At 68.2% G+C, this 15300-nt stretch carries 17 protein-coding genes and 1 tRNA gene; 3 read left to right on the top strand and 15 right to left on the bottom strand.

The features are described from left to right. The first annotated feature begins 49 nt into the window (after positions 1-49). The gene (gene trxA / locus C0481_RS06575; protein ID WP_183771157.1) at positions 50-373 is read left to right on the top strand and encodes a thioredoxin; all 324 of its coding nucleotides are present in this window, start codon (positions 50-52) and stop codon (positions 371-373) included. Between the two features lie 33 nt (positions 374-406). On the opposite strand, the gene C0481_RS06570 is transcribed toward trxA, so the two are convergent. The 13 genes from C0481_RS06570 to aroA form a co-directional block, all read right to left on the bottom strand. Next, positions 407-1090: an MnmC family methyltransferase gene (locus C0481_RS06570; protein WP_293401894.1), complete on the bottom strand. Its 684-nt coding sequence runs from the start codon at positions 1088-1090 to the stop codon at positions 407-409. After that, positions 1087-2406, bottom strand: a complete 1320-nt coding sequence (locus tag C0481_RS06565; RefSeq protein ID WP_293401893.1) for a folylpolyglutamate synthase/dihydrofolate synthase family protein — start codon at positions 2404-2406, stop codon at positions 1087-1089. Before C0481_RS06565 ends, C0481_RS06570 begins: the two co-directional genes overlap by 4 nt. Before the next feature lie 136 nt (positions 2407-2542). Continuing rightward, positions 2543-3472, bottom strand: a complete 930-nt coding sequence (gene accD, locus C0481_RS06560) for an acetyl-CoA carboxylase, carboxyltransferase subunit beta (RefSeq protein ID WP_293401892.1) — start codon at positions 3470-3472, stop codon at positions 2543-2545. Positions 3473-3478: 6 nt separating this feature from the next. Beyond that, positions 3479-4312: a tryptophan synthase subunit alpha gene (gene trpA / locus C0481_RS06555; RefSeq protein ID WP_293401891.1), complete on the bottom strand. Its 834-nt coding sequence runs from the start codon at positions 4310-4312 to the stop codon at positions 3479-3481. After that, entirely contained in the window at positions 4309-4443 is a 135-nt protein-coding gene (locus C0481_RS06550) for a hypothetical protein (protein ID WP_293401889.1), read from the bottom strand. Before C0481_RS06550 ends, trpA begins: the two co-directional genes overlap by 4 nt. Positions 4444-4451: 8 nt before the next feature. Then, positions 4452-5672, bottom strand: coding sequence for a tryptophan synthase subunit beta (gene trpB, locus C0481_RS06545; RefSeq protein WP_293401887.1), 1221 nt, complete (start codon positions 5670-5672; stop codon positions 4452-4454). Between the two features lie 14 nt (positions 5673-5686). Further along, positions 5687-6331: a phosphoribosylanthranilate isomerase gene (locus tag C0481_RS06540; RefSeq protein ID WP_293401885.1), complete on the bottom strand. Its 645-nt coding sequence runs from the start codon at positions 6329-6331 to the stop codon at positions 5687-5689. Positions 6332-6372: 41 nt separating this feature from the next. Beyond that, the gene (gene mscL / locus C0481_RS06535) at positions 6373-6777 is read right to left on the bottom strand and encodes a large-conductance mechanosensitive channel protein MscL (RefSeq protein WP_293401883.1); all 405 of its coding nucleotides are present in this window, start codon (positions 6775-6777) and stop codon (positions 6373-6375) included. 82 nt (positions 6778-6859) lie between these two features. Next, positions 6860-7141 carry an integration host factor subunit beta gene (gene ihfB / locus C0481_RS06530; protein WP_293401881.1) on the bottom strand — a complete coding sequence of 94 codons (282 nt, stop codon included), beginning with the start codon at positions 7139-7141 and terminating at the stop codon, positions 6860-6862. A 225-nt stretch (positions 7142-7366) separates the two neighbouring features. Continuing rightward, positions 7367-9328 (bottom strand): DUF3857 domain-containing protein, encoded by a 1962-nt coding sequence (locus C0481_RS06525; protein WP_293401879.1) that lies wholly within the window; start codon positions 9326-9328, stop codon positions 7367-7369. A 173-nt stretch (positions 9329-9501) separates the two neighbouring features. Then, positions 9502-11211 (bottom strand): 30S ribosomal protein S1, encoded by a 1710-nt coding sequence (gene rpsA, locus C0481_RS06520; protein ID WP_293401877.1) that lies wholly within the window; start codon positions 11209-11211, stop codon positions 9502-9504. A 191-nt stretch (positions 11212-11402) separates the two neighbouring features. After that, positions 11403-12053 carry a (d)CMP kinase gene (cmk, locus tag C0481_RS06515; RefSeq protein ID WP_293401875.1) on the bottom strand — a complete coding sequence of 217 codons (651 nt, stop codon included), beginning with the start codon at positions 12051-12053 and terminating at the stop codon, positions 11403-11405. Then, complete coding sequence (gene aroA, locus C0481_RS06510; protein WP_293401873.1) at positions 12050-13372, bottom strand: 3-phosphoshikimate 1-carboxyvinyltransferase; 1323 nt, start codon at positions 13370-13372, stop codon at positions 12050-12052. The genes cmk and aroA overlap by 4 nt, the downstream gene beginning before the upstream one ends. Before the next feature lie 122 nt (positions 13373-13494). On the opposite strand from aroA, the gene C0481_RS06505 reads away from it, so the two are divergent. Together C0481_RS06505 and C0481_RS06500 are read left to right on the top strand one after the other, a co-directional pair. Further along, positions 13495-13962 (top strand): TIGR02300 family protein, encoded by a 468-nt coding sequence (locus tag C0481_RS06505; RefSeq protein WP_293401871.1) that lies wholly within the window; start codon positions 13495-13497, stop codon positions 13960-13962. A 118-nt stretch (positions 13963-14080) separates the two neighbouring features. Then, positions 14081-14156: transfer RNA gene (locus C0481_RS06500), tRNA-Ala, on the top strand. Positions 14157-14220: 64 nt separating this feature from the next. Here the strand turns inward: C0481_RS06500 and C0481_RS06495 are convergent. Both C0481_RS06495 and C0481_RS06490 read right to left on the bottom strand, forming a co-directional pair. Next, the gene (locus C0481_RS06495; protein WP_293401869.1) at positions 14221-14622 is read right to left on the bottom strand and encodes an aldehyde-activating protein; all 402 of its coding nucleotides are present in this window, start codon (positions 14620-14622) and stop codon (positions 14221-14223) included. A gap of 77 nt (positions 14623-14699) precedes the next feature. Next, positions 14700-15293 carry a hypothetical protein gene (locus tag C0481_RS06490; protein ID WP_293401866.1) on the bottom strand — a complete coding sequence of 198 codons (594 nt, stop codon included), beginning with the start codon at positions 15291-15293 and terminating at the stop codon, positions 14700-14702. Positions 15294-15300: the final 7 nt, after the last annotated feature.

Here is a 15300-nt window from a genome sequence, read left to right as displayed (position 1 = left end):
CGAGAGCCGCAGCCACGCGTTTTTCAGGCTGGGCTATAAGGAGCTTTTCATGAGCACCGTGACGGTCACCGACGAATCCTTCGACAAGGACGTCCTGCAGGCGTCAAAGCCTGTGCTGGTGGACTTTTGGGCCGAGTGGTGCGGCCCCTGTAAGCAAATCGCTCCGGCCCTGGAGCAGATCGCCGCCGAACTCGGCGAGCAGGTCACCGTGGCCAAGCTGAACATCGAAGACAGCCCGACGACCCCGTCGCGCTACGGCGTGCGCGGCATCCCGACGATGATGCTGTTCAAGGGTGGTCAGATGGCCTCGATGAAGGTCGGCGCCATGCCCAAGCAAAAGATCGTCGAGTGGCTTAACGAAGCCGGTATCTAAGCTTCTACGGCGCAGCCGGGCCTCCCGGCTGCGTCAGCCTTTCGCGGGCGCGGTCGCCATCCAGATGACGTGCCGCGCGCCGCGCTTGCCGCCTGTGGCGCGCACCCCGACCTCCTCCACATCGTAGCCGGCCTTGCGCAGCCGCTTGGTGAAGCGCTCGTCGCGGGCCGACGACCAGACGGCCAGGATTCCGCCCGGCCGCAGGGCGCGCCGCGCCGCCGCCAGGCCGCTGTCGTTGTAGAGCCTGTCGTTCTCCGCCCGGCTCAGGCCCTCGGGCCCATTGTCGACGTCCAGCAGGATGGCGTCGTAGGTCTCGCGGCCCGACCGGATAAGATCGCCGACATCGCCTTCGACGATCGTCAGCCGCGGGTCCTGCAGGCACTCGCCGGACAGATGCGCCATCGGCCCGCGCGCCCAGGCGATGATCTCGGGCACCAACTCGCCGACCGTGACCTGCGCCGATGGGCCAAGGTTCTCCAGGGCCGCGCGCAGGGTGAAGCCCATGCCGAAGCCGCCGATGAGGAAATGCGGCCTGGGGCGATCTTTGAGAGCCTCGCAGGCCAGGGTCGCCAGCGCCTTCTCCGAACCGCTGAGCCGGCTGCTCATCAGCTCGATGGGCCCCGACATGATCGAGAACTCGGTCCCGCGCTGCATGAGCCGCAGTTCACCGCCGTCGCCGGGCACGACCGCCGTTCCCAGGTGAACCCAGGGGATCATGTCGGCCAGGTCTCTGGGCTCATGGCCAGCACCTCGCCGGCGAAGTGCAGCCCGCCGCAGATCAGGATGTGCGGCGCCGGTCCCGGCATGGCCAGGGCGCGGCGCACGCCCTCCGTGACGTCGGCGACCTCGTCCACGGCCAAACCGGCCTGGGCGGCGGCGGCGGCCAGTTCGTCGGCCGGGGCCGCATTCGGTGAATCGAAGGTGGTGGCGAACACCGTCGGCTTGAGGTCCGCGAACGGCTGGAAGAAGCCCAGGGCGTCCTTGCGGGCGAACATCGCGGCGACCAGCACGAGCGGCCGCGGATCGCGCGCCACCAGCCGCCCGGCCGCCTCGGCCAAGGCCCGGCCGGCATGCGGATTGTGCCCGCCGTCCAGCCACAGGTCAGAGCCGCGTGTCGCCGCCAGCCGCGCCATCGGCCCCTCGGTCAGGCGCTGGAAGCGCGCCGGCCAGACAGCGCTGGAGACGCCCTTGGCCAGGGCCGACTCGTCGATGCGCGGGTCGCCCAGCGCCAGGGCCGCGGCCACCGCCAGCCCGGCGTTGGCGAACTGATAGCCGCCGAACAGGCTGGGCGGCGGCAGGTCGTAGAGCTGGTCTTCCATCTGCACCAGCAGCCGCCCACGCTCTTCCCAGGCGTCGAAGTCGCGGCCCATCAGGGTCAGCGGCGCATCGAGCTTTTCCGCCTCCTCCAGGATGACGGCTTCGCCTTCCTCCATCTGCCGGGCGACCACGACGGGGCGGCCTTGCTTGATAATGCCGGCCTTCTCCCAGGCGATCTTGGAGAGCTCGGGCCCCAGCATCTCCAGGTGGTCGTAGTCGACTGGGGTGATGACGCTGACGGCAGGCGCATCGAAGATGTTGGTGGCGTCGAACCGCCCGCCCAGGCCCACCTCGACGATGCAGAGATCGGCCGGCGTCTCGGCGAAGGCCTGTAGCGCCAGCACCGTGGTGATCTCGAAGAAGCTGATCGGCTCGCCGGCGTTGGCCGCCTCGAGCTTGTCGATCAGCTCGCTCATCCGCGCGTCGCTGATCAGTTCGCCGGCCACCCGGATCCGCTCGGCGAAGCGCACCAGGTGCGGCGAGGTGATGACGTGGACCTTCAGGCCGGCGGCCTCGGCGATCGCCCGCAGGTACGACACCGTCGAGCCCTTGCCGTTGGTGCCGGCCACATGGATCACCGGCGGCAGTTTCCGTTCGGGATGGCCCAGCGCCTCCAGCAGGCGCTCGACGCGGCCGGTCGTCAGGTCGATGAGCGAGGGGTGATGCGCCCGCAGCCGCAGGATCGCCTCGTCCGACGCACGGATGGGATCATACATGTCTAATTCCTCCCCTTTTAGGGGAGGGGGACCACGAAGTGGTGGAGGGGGCCGCAGCCGCCGCAACGCTCGGAGTCAAAGTCCCCCTCAGTCAGCTTCGCTGACAGCTCCCCCAGAGGGGGCGCAATGACAAGGCCTAGGCGGCTTTCGAACGGTCGCGTCCCATCATCAGGGTCTTGAGGAGCGAGCCCAGCACCGGGCGCATCTCGGCGCGGGTCACCACGCGGTCGATCTGGCCGCGTTCGACCAGGAACTCGGCGCGCTGGAAACCCGGCGGCAGCGTCTCGCGGATGGTCTGCTCGATCACCCGGCGGCCGGCGAAGGCGACCATGGCGTTCGGCTCGGCCAGATGGATGTCGCCGAGCATCGCGTACGAGGCCGACACCCCGCCCGTGGTCGGGTCGGTCAGCACCACGATGTAGGGCAGGCCTGCGGCCTTGACCTCGTTGAGCGCCAGGGTGGTGCGGGCCATCTGCATCAGGGCCAGCGTGCCCTCCTGCATGCGCGCGCCGCCGGCGGCGGTGAAGATCACATAGGGCACGCCGCGCTTCACGGCTTCCTGCGCGGCCTTGATGAAGGCCTCGCCGACGCCGACGCTGAGCGAGCCGCCCATGAAGCTGAAGTCCTGCACCGAGACGACGCAGGGCACGCCCTCGATGGTCCCGTAGCCGGAGCTCATCGCGTCCTGCGCGCCGCTCGCCTTCCGGGCCGCCTTCAGCTTGTCCATGTAGGGCTTGGTGTCGGGGAACTTCAGCGGGTCGTCGACCACGCCCTTGGGCGCTTCCAGCTTCTCATAGTGGCCGTCGTCGAAGGTGTAGCGCAGGCGCTGCTCGGCGCCGATCCGCATGTGGTGGCCGGACGGAGTGACCCAAAGGGCCGCTTCCAGGTCCGAGCGGTAGATCATCTCGCCGGTGTCGGGGCACTTGACCCAGAGGTTCTCCGGGGTCTCGCGCTTGGCGACGAGGTTGCGCACGCCGGGCGCAATCCGAGAGAGCCAGCCGCGGCGTTCGCGCGGGGCCTGGGGGCTTTTGCCCGGTTTGTCGTTTCGCTGTTCAGCCATCGCCATGGGGTTCTACACCGTGAGGCTTTCGACTCGCGCGGAGCGCACAGCCTTAGCCAAGGATTCCACTTTGGAAAGAACCCTGGCGGTCACAGATTCGTTCATTGCCAAGCCTGTTGCGACCTCTTCGACGAGCGCCGAACCGACCACCGCCGCGTCCGCCACCCGGGCGATCTCGGCGGCCCGTTCGGGCGTCTTGATTCCAAAGCCCACCGCCACCGGCAGGCCGGACGCGGCGCGGATGCGCTCGACGTTCGGCGCCACCGCGGCGGCGTCGGCTTCCTTCACGCCGGTCACCCCGGCGACCGACACATAGTAGACGAAGCCCGAGGTCCGACGGATCACCACCGGCAGCCGCTTGTCGTCGCTGGTCGGCGTCGCCAGGCGGATCAGCGACAGCTCGCTCGCGTCCAGGGCGTCGGCCAGCGGATCGGCCTCTTCCGGCGGGATGTCGACGCAGATCACGCCGTCGACCCCGGCCGCGGCCGCGTCGCGCGCGAAGGCGTCATAGCCGTGGTGCACCAGCGGATTGGCGTAGCCCATCATGATGATCGGGGTGGTCTGGTCGGCCTTCCGGAACTCGGCGACCATCGCCAGGGTCTTCTTCAGCGTCTGGCCGTTCGCCAGCGCCCGCTGGGCGGCGCGCTGGATCGGCGGGCCCTCGGCCATCGGATCGGAGAACGGGAAGCCGACCTCGATCAGGTCGGCGCCGGCCGCGGGCAGGCCCTGCAGGATCTCCAGGCCGGTCGCGTAGTCGGGATCGCCGGCCATCACATAGGCCACGAACGCCGCCCGGTTCTCCGCCTTCAACTGGGCGAAGCGGGCCTCGATACGGGATTTGGTCATTGGGACGCCCTGTGCACCGTGGGGGTCGGGTCGCGTTCGACGTTCACCTTGACGACGCCGGTCGCCCAGGCTGCGCCCAGCAGCAGCGCCACGGCGGCGACGACTTGCAGGGCGAACTTCAGCCGATCCATCGAGACGGTCAAATCTGGCGGCCCAGGTGGTCGGCGACGGTCTGCACGTCCTTGTCGCCGCGCCCGGACAGGTTCAGCACCACGATCCCGTCCTTGCCGACCTCCTTGCAGATCTCCGGCAGGCGAGCCAGGGCGTGCGAGGATTCGATCGCCGGCAAGATGCCTTCCAGCTCGGCCAGCAGCTTGAAGGCGTCGAGCGCCTCCTGGTCGGTGCAGGTCAGGTACTTGGCCCGGCCGACGTCGTGCAGCCACGAGTGCTCGGGGCCGATGCCCGGATAGTCGAGGCCCGCCGAGATGGAGTGCGCCTCGGTGATCTGGCCTTCGTCGTCCTGCAACAGATAGGTCATATTGCCGTGCAGGACGCCCGGACGGCCGCCGTTGATCGCCGCCGCGTGACGGCCGGTCTCCATGCCCTCGCCCGCCGCCTCGACGCCGATCAGCTGCACGCCCTCGTCGTTGAGGAACGGGTGGAACAGGCCGATGGCGTTGGACCCGCCGCCGACGCAGGCGACGACCGCGTCAGGCAGACGGCCCTCCAGCTCCAGGGTCTGCTGCTTCACCTCATTGCCGATCACGGCCTGGAAGTCGCGGACCATGGCCGGATAGGGGTGCATGCCCGCCGCCGTGCCGATCAGGTAGTAGGTGTCGTGAACGTTGGTGACCCAGTCGCGCAGGGCCTCGTTCATGGCGTCCTTCAGCGTCGCCGAGCCGGCGGTGACCGCCTCGACCTGGGCGCCCAGCAGGTTCATCCGGAAGACATTGGGCTTTTGCCGCTCAACGTCGACCGCGCCCATATAGACCACGCAGGGCAGGCCGAAGCGGGCGCAGACGGTGGCCGTCGCCACGCCGTGCTGGCCGGCGCCGGTCTCGGCGATGATCCGGGTCTTACCCATCCGCATGGCCAGCAGGATCTGGCCCATGCAGTTGTTGATCTTGTGCGAGCCGGTGTGGTTGAGCTCTTCGCGCTTCAGATAGATCTTCGGCCCGCCGTAGTGCTGCGTCAGCCGCTCGGCGTAGTAGAGCGGGCTCGGGCGGCCCACATAGTGCGTCAGGAAGCTGCGCAGCTCGGCCTGGAAGGCCGGATCGTTCTTCGCCGCCGTGTAGGCCGCGTCCAGGTCGTGGACCAGCGGCATCAGCGTCTCGGGCACATAGCGCCCGCCATAGTCGCCGAAGCGGCCGGAAGCGTCCGGATAGGCGGTGTAATCGTTCGGTTTCGCTGGGGCGTTCACAGGAATCTGCAACTTCAAGCGCGAAGGACGGCGTCGAGAAACGCCTTGATCAAGGCCGGGTCCTTTAGTCCGGGACCGCGTTCCACGCCAGAAGAAACGTCCACGATGGGCGCGCCCGACAGCTTGACCGCCTCGGCGACGTTCCACGGATCGAGGCCGCCGGCCAACAGCCAGGGCCGCTGAAAGCGCCGCCCGGCCATGATCGTCCAGTCGAACCGCGCGCCGGTCCCGCCCGGCAGTTCGGAGTCCTTCGGCGGCTTGGCGTCGAACATCAGGTGCTCGACCACCGGCTCGAAGGCGCCCGCCGCCGCGACATCGGACGCGTCCGACACCGACAGCGCCTTGATGACGCCCACGCCGGTGCGCTCGGCGACTTGGCGCGCGCGCGCCGGCGTCTCCTTGCCGTGCAGTTGGACGAGATCGGGCTTCAGCGTGGCCATCAACCGGTCCAGGAACGCGTCGTCCGGATCGACCGTGACCGCCACGATCTTCACTCCGCGCGCCCGCGCCGGCGGGGCCAGCATCGCCGCCGGCTCGAGTTCGACATAGCGCGGGCTCTTGGGAAAGAAGTTGAGGCCGATGTGGCTGGCGCCGCCGTCAATGGCCGCGCGCACGGTCTCGGGCGTCGAAAGTCCGCAGATCTTGGCGCGCACGGTCATGGGCCGCAGTTATCCCCGCTGGCGCGCCAAGCCAAGCCGGATCAGGATTTGGTCTTCAGAAGGTCGCGGATTTCGGTCAGCAGCGCCTCGCTCGCGGTCGGCGCGGCGGGGGCGTCCTCCTGCTTGCGGCGCAGCGTGTTCACGCCCTTGACCAGCAGGAAGATCACCCAGGCGACGATCAGGAACTGGATCAGGGTGTTGATGAAGGCGCCGTACTGGATGGCGACCAGTTCGCTGGCCGCGGTCGCCGGATCGTCCGGCTTGAGCACCAACTGCAGCTTGGAGAAGTCGAGCCCGCCGAGCATCAAGCCGATCGGGGGCATCACCACCTGGGTGACCAGGCTGTCGACGATCTTGTTGAACGAAGCGCCGATGATCACGCCGACCGCAAGGTCGATGACATTGCCGCGCGCGATGAACTCGCGGAATTCAGAGAAAATGCCCATGGATCACCGTTGACCGTCGAAAAGAAGGCTCAGGATCGACTGAGCCCTTCCTTTAGGTCAACCGCAAACCTCTATGGGGCGACTAGTCGGCGTTGAGCCGTTCGCGCAGTTCCTTGCCGCTCTTGAAGAACGGCACGTGCTTGGCGCGCACGTCCACGGACTCGCCGGTGCGCGGGTTGCGGCCGGCGCGCGCGTCGCGCGAACGGACCGAAAGGGCCCCGAAACCGCGCAGCTCGACGCGGCCTTCAGTTTCCAGGGCTTGGATCATCCGCTCCAGGATCACCCCGACCACGCGCTCGACGTCGCGTTGGGTCAGGTGCGGGTTCTCCTCCGACAAGCGGGCGATAAGTTCCGACTTGATCATGCCTATTTCCGGGTCCCCGAGCCGTGGGGAGACGGCTCATAGGCGTTCAACTAGAGCAACAACTTCGCCAGATCGGCGCGCCTTCCGAGAAATCGCTGGAAGCGAGCGGGACCATGGTCGAGTCCGATTGGATGTTCAAGGCGCAAAGAAGGTTGACGCCCCCTGCACCAGCCCCGTTCGCCGGTTTTTCAACCGTCAGGTGACGTCAGGTAAGTGAACGCGACGTCATTTGGGCGCCCGCACGAAGTATTCCTGGGCCGCAAGCGAGCGCAGGCCGCGATTCGCCGTCTCGATATCGGCCGCCGGAATCTCGGGCGCAACCGCGCGCACCTGGGTCGAGAACCGCGCCACTTCTCCCTTGATGATCGAGGACTGGCGCACCTCGTAACCGCCGATCGTCTGGTCGCCGTTGGGGCCGCGGATCGTGAAGCCGCGCCCGCCGCCGGGCAGCACCACCTCGGTCACCGACTCACGGAAGGTCGGAAAGGCCACCGCATAGGGCGCATCGCGGTTGGGGCCCGGCTCACGCCGCGGATAGACGGCGACGGCCCCGCCGCCGCCCGGCAGCTTGAACTCGCGCACGCCGAGGTCGGGGTTCTCGCGCCAGTCGACCTCGGCCTTGCCGGTCATGACCAACGAGAAGCTGTTGTCGCCCGGCCGGCTGTCCCAGCTGACGCTGTCCAGTTCGATCCAGCTGTAGCTCGACGAGAAGGCCTGGCGGAAGGTGCGCTCCAGGTCCGCCTTGGGCGCCCGCGCGGCGATCTGCCGGAAGCCGGCCGCCGCATCGCCCTGCATGCGCAGCTCGACCCGGGCCGGCGCCGCCTCCGAGAGGCCCTTGGAGGCGTCGAGGCGGATGGCGGCGACGATCTGCGGCTGGCTCGGCGGGGCCTCGGCCACGCGTTCCAGTTCGGCCCCGGCCGCCCGCAGCGGCAGCGCCCAGCGCCATCCGGGCGCCGGCAGGTCGTCGAGCCCGCCGCGGTCGCCGGTGCGGGTTCCGTCCAGCCAATAGGTCTTGCCGCCGATGCTGGCCCGCACCAGCACATGGTTGAACGCCGAGAGCGAGGGCAGGCGCTCGTCCAGCCCGTCGCCGCCGCCGAGCGACACCAGCGCCGGCTCGGCCTCGATCCCCAGCTCGTTCAGCAGCGCCAGCAACAGCACGGTCTTGCCCTTGCAGTCACCGAAGCGCCGCTGCCAGGTCTCGTCCGCCGCGGCCGGCACGTAGCCGCCCTCGCCCATGCCCAGGAACAGGTAGCGGGTCTGGTCCTCGACCAGCTGCAGGGCCGCGAAGGCGCGTTCCTTCGGCTCTCGATGCGCCGCGGCGATGACCGCCGCCTGCACCTTCACGTCGGAGCCCGGGCCCAGCGCCCCGGCCTTGACGAAATGCGGATGCATGATGCGCGAGACGTCGCCCCAGGCGCCGTAGCTGGACACTTCGAGGTCGCCTAGCCGCTGGAAGCGCAGCGGCGCGCCCAACGGCGGCTTGGGCGCGGTGGCCAGGGCCTGGTCGCGCTCCAACAGCGTCCAGCCGTTCTTGCTGACGAGCGTCGGCGCGCCGAAGCCCTCCGTGCCCTGCCAGCGCACCGTCTTGTCCTGCGGCCAGGAGACCCGCACGCGGTAGCGGCCGGCCGCGCCGGGGAACTGCATGCGTTCATAGTCGTAGGAGTGGCCCTCGACGATCGGATCGCGGCGGGTGATGGTCCAGGCCATGTCGACCAGGTCGCCGACCTGCAGGCCCTCGATCTGGCGGCTGGCGGTCAGCCGTCCGTCCAGCATCGCCCGCTCCAGATTGGTCTCGCGGCGCAGGACCAGCAGGTCCTTGCCCCCTTTCAGCAAGTCGATGGTCTTGCCGTCGCGAACAATGCGCAGGGTGTGCCAGGCCACCTGCTCGACCGACGGATCCCAGGTGACGTTGCGCGACTGGAAGCCGGTCAGCCCCTCGGGCCGCGCCACGCGATAGACGCGCCGATTGTAGTAGGCGTCGCCGTCCGGCGAGAGCCGCGTCTGGTTGTCGTCCAGCACCACCTGCACCGCGGCCGCGCCATCCTCCGGCGGGGCCGGCGGGATATCCGCCACCGCCACCCAGGCGGACGGCGGACTAAAGCTTGGCCGGTCGGCGGCCATGGGTGCGGTCGAGACGGCGGCGAGCGGCATGGCGACAAGCGCCGCCAAGGCGGGACGAAACGACAAGCACGGACCTCCAGGCGATACGAGCCGGACAGGCCCTCGGCGGCGCACGATACCGGCATGCCCAGAAAAGAAAACGGCGGACCGGTCGCCCGCTCCGCCTGGCCCAGAAAAGAAAACGGCGGACCGGTTTCCCGATCCGCCGTCAGCTTCAAACCGCTATGCGGCTATGAGGCTTATTCCTTGCCGGCCTTCTCGCGAAGGGCCGCGCCGAGGATGTCGCCCAGCGAAGCGCCCGAGTCCGAGGACCCGAACTGCTCGATGGCTTCCTTCTCGTCGGCCATTTCCAGCGCCTTGATCGACAGCGACACGCGGCGAGCGGCCTTGTCGATTTGGGTCACTTGAGCGTCGACGCGGTCACCCACGGCGAAGCGCTCCGGACGTTGGTCGGTGCGGTCCCGCGACAGGTCCGACTTGCGGATGAACGCCGTCATCGGGGCTTCGTCGTCGCCGAACTTCACTTCGATACCACCGGTGGTGATCTCGGTGACGGTCACGGTGACGGTCTGGCCGCGACGGTAGGTGTCGCCTTCCATCGGATCGCCGGCCAGTTGCTTGATGCCCAGCGAGATGCGTTCCTTCTCGACGTCGACGTCGAGAACGCGCGCCTTGACCACGTCGCCCTTGTTGTACTTGGCGATCGCTTCTTCACCCGACACGGTCCAGTCGAGATCCGACAGGTGCACCATGCCGTCGATGTCGTTGTCGAGGCCGATGAACAGACCGAATTCGGTCGCGTTCTTGACTTCGCCTTCGACGGTCGAGCCGATCGGATGGGCGGCCACGAAGGCGTCCCACGGATTGGCCATGGCCTGCTTCAGGCCCAGCGACACGCGGCGCTTGGACGGATCGACGTCCAGCACGACCACGTCGACTTCTTGCGAGGTCGAGACGATCTTGCCCGGATGGACGTTCTTCTTGGTCCAGGACATTTCCGAAACGTGGACCAGACCTTCGACGCCCGGCTCCAGCTCCACGAAGGCGCCGTAGTCGGTGATGTTGGTGATCCGGCCGGTGAACTTCGCGCCCACCGGGTACTTGGCTTCCACGCCGTCCCACGGATCGGACTGCAGTTGCTTCATGCCGAGGCTGATGCGCTGGGTGTCCGGGTTGATCTTGACGATCTGGACCTTAACCGTGTCGCCGACCGCGAGCACTTGGCTCGGGTGGTTGACGCGCTTCCAGCTCATGTCGGTGACGTGCAGCAGGCCGTCGATGCCGCCCAGGTCCACGAACGCACCGTAGTCGGTGATGTTCTTGACCACGCCTTCGCGGACTTCGCCCTCTTGCAGCTGGCTGACCAGCTCCGTGCGCTGTTCGGCGCGGGCTTCTTCCAGGATGGCGCGACGCGAGACGACGATGTTGCCGCGCGGACGGTCCATCTTGAGGATGGCGAAGGGTTGTTCCTTGCCCATGAGCGGGCCGACGTCGCGCACCGGGCGGATGTCGACTTGCGAACCCGGCAGGAAGGCCGAGGCGCCGCCCAGGTCCACGGTGAAGCCGCCCTTCACGCGGCCCACGATGGTGCCCATGACCGGCTCGTTCTTCTCGTAGACGCCTTCCAGACGGGTCCAGGCTTCTTCGCGGCGGGCCTTGTCGCGGCTGATGACCGCTTCGCCCATGGCGTTTTCGACGCGTTCCAGGAAGACTTCGACGGTGTCGCCGACCTTCAGGGTCGCCTTGCCGCTTTCGTCGACGCCGAATTCCTTCACGGACACGCGGCCTTCGGTCTTCAGACCGACGTCGATGATCGCGAAGTCCTTTTCGATGCCGACCACGGCGCCCTTGACGACGGTGCCTTCCATGAAGTCACGGCCGCCCATCGAGGCGTCGAGCAGCGCGGCGAAATCGTCACGCGAGGGGTTCAGGCTAAGATCGTCAGCCATTGATGTTCTTTCGTCTTGAATGACGTCGGTTCCCTTCGGAAAGGGCATGACCCCAGCCGAACGGAGTTCGGACGGAGTCCCGGCGTCAGGTTGAGGGTTGCGACCGATGACGCGGGAGACCCCGCGCCGGTGATTTGCCCGCAGCCGTGCGAGGGAAAGGCGCGGTTGGATTTGCGGGCCGGTTGCTCCCTCTAGGAAAGCTCCCAGCGCGCGCGCGCCGCCTCGACGATACGGCGGGCCGCATCGGTGGCCTGCTCTATAGTCATTTCGCTGGTATCCAGCAAGACGGAGTCGTCGGCCGGCCGCATCGGGCTGTCGGCGCGGCCGCCGTCGCGGGCGTCGCGCTTGAGAATGTCGGCGAGGATGTCCTCGTAGGCGACCGCTTCGCCCTGGGCCACGAGCTGCTTGAAGCGCCGCTCGGCGCGGACTTCGGGGCCGGCCGTGACATAGAGCTTGGCCGGGGCCTGCGGGGCGATCACCGTACCGATGTCGCGCCCGTCGATCACCGCGCCGCCGGGGCGGTGGGCGAACGTCTGCTGCATCTCGCGCAGGGCCTCGCGAACCGGCGTGTGGACCGCCACCCGGCTCGCCGCCTCGCCGGCCTCCCGCGTGCGGAAAGCCGGATCGGTCAGCATTTCGGCGGTCAGCTCACGCGCCACCTGCGTCGCGGCCTCGACGTCGTCCAGGTCGCCGCCATGCCGCGTCAACAGCACCCCGACCGCCCGGTAGAGCAGGCCGGAATCCAGCATCGGCATGTCGTAGGCCGCGGCCAAGCGGCTGGCGATCGTGCCTTTGCCCGAGGCCGCCGGCCCGTCGACCGCGATGACGAACGGGGCCTTCACGAGATCTCCGCGCCCATGCCGCGCATCAGCTCGACGAAGCCCGGGAAGCTGGTGGCGATCATGCCCGGCTCGTCCACCGCGATCGGCGCGTCGGCGGCCAGGCCCATGACCAGGTGCGACATGGCGATCCGGTGGTCGCCCTTGGTGGTCACCTCGGCGCCGCCGGCGACCGCATGATTGCCGCGCGCCGCGCCGACCACGATCAGCCCCTCGGGCTCCTCCTCGACCCCGACGCCGCAAGCCGCCAGGCCCGCCGCCATCAGGGCGATGCGGTCGCTTTCCTTGACCCGCATCTCGCCGATGCCGCGCATGGCGGTGGAGCCGTCGGCGAAGGCGGCGGCCACCGCTAGGATCGGATACTCGTCGATCATCGACGGCGCCCGTTCCGGCGGCACCGAGACGCCCTTCAGCATCGAATGGCGGGCGGTGATGTCGCCGACCGGTTCGCCGCTCTCCTCGCGCACGTTCGAAATGACCAGGTCGCCGCCCATCTCCTGCAGGGTGGTGAAGAGGCCGGTGCGCAGCTCGTTCAGCAGCACGCCCTCGACCGTCACCTCCGAGCCCGGCGTCACCAGCGCGGCCACCAGCGGGAACGCCGCCGACGACGGATCGCCCGGCACCCGCACCTTGGTCCCGGTCAGCGTCTGGCCGCCCGGCAGGGTGATCCAGCGGCCGTCAGGCTTGTCCTGCACCTCGACCACGGCCCCAAAGGCGCGCAGCATCCGCTCGGTGTGGTCGCGGGTCGCCTCGGGCTCGATCACCTGGGCGCCGCCCTGCGCATGCAATCCGGCCAGCAGCACCGCCGACTTCACCTGCGCCGAGGGCTCGGGCAGCCGGTAGGACAGGTGTTTCAGCTCCCCGCCCTGCAGGGTCAGCGGCAGGCGGCCGTTCGAGCGGCCCATGAAGGTCGCGCCCATCTGGCTCAGCGGCCCCAGCACGCGGCGCATCGGCCGGCCGCGCAGGGATTCGTCGCCCGTGAAGGTCGCTGCGAAGGGGAAGCCCGCCATCGCGCCCATGATCAGGCGCACGCCGGTGCCGGCGTTGCCGCAGTCGATCACGTCCGAGGGTTCGGAAAACCCGCCCGCGCCCTCGACGCGCCAGCGGCCTTCGCCGAGCCGCTCGACCTTGGCGCCGAAACTGCGCATCGCCGCGGCCGTCCGCAGCACGTCATCCCCTTCGAGAAGCCCTTCGATCTCGGTCGTTCCCCGCGCCAGCGCGCCGAGGATAAGTGAACGGTGGGAGATCGATTTGTCGCCTGGGGCGCGCACGCGGCCCCGCAGCGGGCCGCCGCGTTTCGCGGTCAGTCCTGCTGACGTCATAGGATTGCCAAGCCTCCTTAAGGCCTTGCTGTTTTTCGAAAAGGGGTTTGCTTTTGACAGCGCTCCCCGCCCATGGCAAGGGAGCCCGCTTCAATTCCAACCTCTCTAAGAGGCTACGCCCCTTGGCCAATCCAGAACTGGGCGCAAAGCAAATTTGCCCCAACTGTCAGGCAAAATTCTACGACCTGACCCGCCGGCCCGCCGTCTGCCCCAAGTGCGGCACGGAGTTCGACCCGGACGAAGCCGTCCGTAACCGCCGGGTTCGCGCCCGCACCTCGCCCGTCGACCACGAACACGACGAGGCCGAAGATCAAGTCCGCGGCAAGGCCAAGGACGAGGACGAAGAAGACGAAGACGAGGCGGCCACCCCCGAACTCGACGAAGTCGCCAATGAGCCGCCGCTGGTCTCTGACGACGACGACGAGGCGCCCGACGCCACGCCGGAAGACCAACTCTCCGAGTTCACCGAGGACGACCTCGAGGACGAGGAAAGCGACGACGTCCCGTTCCTGGAAGACGAGGACGAGGACGATTTCGACGACACCGAAATCGAGGGTCTGCCGGGCGAAGGGGACGACGACGACCGGTAAAATCAGGGGTGCGACAACCCGCTCAAATTTTTCTTTCAGGGTGGGTTGATCGCACGAAACTCTCAGACTAGGTTCCGCGCCTCTTCGGGGGGCGACCACTGAAGAGACCCGAGACCTCGGGGCTATAGCTCAGCTGGTAGAGCGCTTGAATGGCATTCAAGAGGTCAGCGGTTCGACTCCGCTTAGCTCCACCATGGAGGCCCGCAGGACACCCTGCGGGCCTTCGCCTTATCTAGGCTCCGGCTCGGCGCGCCCGCCTCACCAGTTGTTGCGGCCGTCCACCTTCTCCACGGCGATCGCCGACCAATCGAGATCATCGACCAGCCGCAGGTTCAGGGCGTGGATACGCGCGCTCGGGAACGCGCCCGCCTCAAACCCCGGCTTCGGCGTTCCGTCGACATTGTAGACCGAGCCCCAGTCAGGCGAGTCGCCCCAGGTCTGCATCCCGCAACGACCGCAGAAGTGATGGTCGTTGCCGGCGTCGCTGGCCGAGTAGGTCCGCTCGCCGTCCTGCGAGAGCATCTGCAGCTCGCCAGGCTTGTAGTAGGCCCACACCGCGCCGGTGCGGGCGCAGTAGGTGCAGTTGCATTCGGTGGCGCTGGTCGGGACCGGCGCCTCGATCTTGGTGGCGCCGCAATGGCAGGTGGCGGTGAGGGGCATAGGACTCGCTCCGTGGACAATAGGACCTGCCACGGCTAACGCGCCGAGGGCCGAAACCTGTCAGCAGCGAGTCAGCGCTAGCTCGCCCCACCCTCGCCTGCACGGCAAGCGTCGAGGTCATTCGGCGCCGCTTCCAGCGCACGCAGGTCTATCGCCAGCAGCCGGCGTTCGAACTCCGACAATACCGCCGCCCGTTCACGATTGGCCGTCCGCCCCCGCGCGGTCCGTGCCAGTTGCACGTACGCGTCGACCTTGTCGGCCGAAACGACGGTCTGGCAGGCCTCCTCGCGCTGCTGCCCCGGCGAGTGGAAGAGGACCCCTTCCCACGCTGCGGTCGAGTAGCTGGCGTCCCAACGGTTGTTGTTTCTCGAGCCGTCGAAGCGATCGCACATCGGCTCAAGGGCCAAGGACGCTTTCACCTGCCCGCCGTAGGCGTCCCAGTGCACCGAGCCGCCGCCGACATCCTCGCACCAGGCCCAGCTCAAGCCGCTTCCCTTCCAGTGGTAGTCGGCGCGCGCGCCCTTCATTGGGACCACAGCGGGACGCTGCAGAACGTCGGACACCGCCGGGGCCAGCAGCGGGAAGAAGAAGATCGGCATCGAAAGCCACAGCACACCGGCGCCGAATAGGGCGAACACCACAACGATGCTCCAGCCGAACGCCTTGCCCATCGATCAC

Source organism: Phenylobacterium sp. (assembly GCF_013822795.1).
In the GTDB taxonomy this organism is placed as follows: Bacteria; Pseudomonadota; Alphaproteobacteria; order Caulobacterales; family Caulobacteraceae; genus Phenylobacterium.
This window is presented reverse-complemented; position numbering and strand designations above follow the sequence as displayed.